The 2,742-nt window shown below is 72.4% G+C and carries 2 protein-coding genes and 1 pseudogene; all 3 read left to right on the top strand.

The window, feature by feature from the left end; all coding sequences use genetic code 11:
* On the top strand, positions 1-1,531 hold a 1,531-nt coding region (locus tag AC08OT_RS19925), incomplete at its 5' end, for a condensation domain-containing protein (protein WP_476603196.1).
* 92 nt (positions 1,532-1,623) lie between these two features.
* Positions 1,624-2,622: a YqcI/YcgG family protein gene (locus AC08OT_RS19930; protein ID WP_476603197.1), complete on the top strand. Its 999-nt coding sequence runs from the start codon at positions 1,624-1,626 to the stop codon at positions 2,620-2,622.
* Positions 2,532-2,742, top strand: a pseudogene (locus AC08OT_RS19935) (YqcI/YcgG family protein); the annotation flags it as partial. The gene AC08OT_RS19930 and the pseudogene AC08OT_RS19935, both read left to right, overlap by 91 nt.

Here is a 2,742-nt window from a genome sequence, read left to right on the forward strand (position 1 = left end):
GGCCGGGATCGTCCTCGTCCCGCCGACTCCGGCGCTGCAGGCGGCGCGCGGCCGCGGGGCGACGTTCTCGTCGTTCTCCTCGCCGGTGCTGCTGCGCGCCCCGGCCGGGCTGGACCTGGCCACGCTCCACGCGATGATCACAGCGGTCGTGGACCACCACGACGTTCTGCGGGCCCGCCTCGTCCGCTTGGACTCACCCGGCGCGTTCCCGGACGGCCTCTTCCCGGACGGCGCGGTGGCGACCGGCGCGGACGGTGGTCCCGCCTGGTCGCTGGCGATCGCGCCGCGCGGCGGCGTCGACGTCCGTCCCTGGGTCCGCCGGATCGACGCCGCCGGCATCGCCGCGAGCGACGGCTTCGACAGCGTGGGCGGCCGAGCGCTGATCTCAGGGCTGGCGGCGGCGGCCAACACCGAACTCGATCCGGACAGCGGGCAGGCCATTCGCTGCGTCTGGCTGGACGCGGGCAGCGAGCGCCCGGGCCGGTTGCTGCTGATTATCCACCATGCGCTGATCGACGGCGTCTCCTGGCCGATCGTGCTGGATGATCTCGCGGCCGCGGCGGGCGCGCTGACGGCGGGCGGGCGGCCCCAGCTCGCGCCCGTCCCGGTCTCGTTCGCCCGATGGGCGCGCCGCCTGGACGAGCGGGCGCGCGCGACCGAGACCGAGGCGCGGCTGCCGTTCTGGTTGGACCTGCTCGGCCGGGCCACGCCGGTGGCCTGGACGGCGGACGTGGCCGGACCGGCCGAGCCGGCCGGACCGGCCCGGGTGGACCAGCCGGAAGCGGTCACCGTGAGCGTGCCGCCGGAGCGGGCGGCCGCGCTGCTGTCGACGGTTCCCGCCACGTTCGGGGTCGGGGTGGACGAGCTCCTGCTCGCCGCGCTGTCCCTGGCCGTGGCCGACCAGATCCGGCCCGGCGCCGCCGGCTCGTCGGGGATGGTCGTGGCCGTCCAGGCCCACGGCCGGCAGGAGCAGATCGTCGACCATCTGGACTTGTCCCGGACGGTCGGCTGGATGGCCGAGATCTACCCGTTCCTGCTCGAGTGGCCGGCCGACGACGGCGCCGCGTTCGGTGCGTGGGCCGTGGACGCCGCCGTGGCGCGGGTGCGCGAGCTCATGACCCAGATCCCCGACGGCGGAACCGATTACAGCATGTTGCGCTTCCTCAATCCGCGGACCGCGCCGGTCCTCTCGGCGGCTCCCCTACCGACGATCTACCTGAACTACGTGGGTCGGTTGGCCCGGGGCGAGGTGGCGGACTGGTCGGTCGCCGCCGAGGACGAGGAGCTTTTCGCCGACTGGAACGCCGAGGCGCCCGATCCATTCCCGCTGAGCCTGATCGTGCGAGCCCTCGACGGCCCGGGCGGCCCCGAGTTGAGCGCGCGGTGGACGGCGGGGCCGGATGGGCCCGGCGCGGCGGTCGTAGGCAACCTCGCGGCCGCGTGGCTACGGGCGCTCGACGCACTCGCCGCCCGCGCCGCGCACCGGGGGGCGGCGAAATCACCGGCAACCGCTTCGGCCGGCCGGAACTAAATCCACATCGCGACCGCCGGTCGGGACCGGCCCGCGGCTGAGGAAAGAGAGAAAGCAGAGTGCGAGACAGGCCGAAACTTCGTGGGGTGAGTATGACCAGCACGACCGATTCATACCGCGAGGAGATCCTGGACCTGGCCATCGGCCCGATGCCAGGCTGGGGCGTCGCCTGCGCGCGGGATATCATGGCGACGCTGCGGTCCGACGCCGAGCCTTTCCCCTGCGTTTTCGCGGTGGCCGCGGCCCATGGTGGCGGGCTGCGGTTCGGTTTCGTCGACGATCTGCACGACGAACGGACCTGGTCCGTACTGCCGGATATCCTTGCCGCCTATCTTTCGGTGTACCAGTCGATATCGCGGAACACCTCCCTCGTGGTTTTCTTCGGATCCGGCGGCGGGACGGCGGGGCCGGAGCCAGACGACGTCCTCTCCTACGAACAGCGATTCTGGTCGGTGCTGCGCTACCTGCACGACAGCGATGGCGAGCCCTGGCCGTCGGACATCCCGACCGACATCGACGATCCCGGCTGGGAGTTCAGTTTCCGCGGCACCCCGATTTTTGTCGTCTGTAACACGCCGGCTCACCACCGGCTACGCAGCCGGAGTAACCCGGTGTTCACCATCACGTTCCAGCCCCGCTGGGTCTTCACCGGCCTGGAGCCGACCAGCCCGCGGGGCGCCGCCGCGCGGAAAATAATCCGCGAGCGTCTCAGGAGGATGGACGAGGTGGATTCAACGCCCCTGCTGGGCTCCTACGGCGACCCGGACAACCGGGAATGGAAGCAGTACTTCCTGCGTGACGACGCATCGGTCGCAGAGAAATGCCCGTTCCACGCCGCTCCCGGCCGGGAGACGGCCGGAACAAGCGCCGGGAAAGCCGCCGTGGAGACGCCCGGAACAGCGCCCGGAACAGCGCCCGGGGCGGCGGTCGGGAAAGCGGGCCCGGCCCGGCCGCGACGGGTCTGTTCAAGGTGGTCGTCAACCAGGAACAGCAGTACTCGGTGTGGCCGTACGGGCGACGCAATGCGCTCGGCTGGTTCGACACGCCCGTCACGGGAACCCGGCAGCACTGCCTGGACAGCATCGGGCTGAGTTGGACCGATCTGCGGCCACGCAGCCTGCGGCGACGGATGTCAGGCCGCGGCGGCGGCTCGTCCGGCGCCGCCGCGCCGGCGCGCACCGGCCGGTACGGCGGGCTCGAGGGCCCGGACC

It is taken from the genome of Frankia sp. CgJB1 (assembly GCF_977947065.1).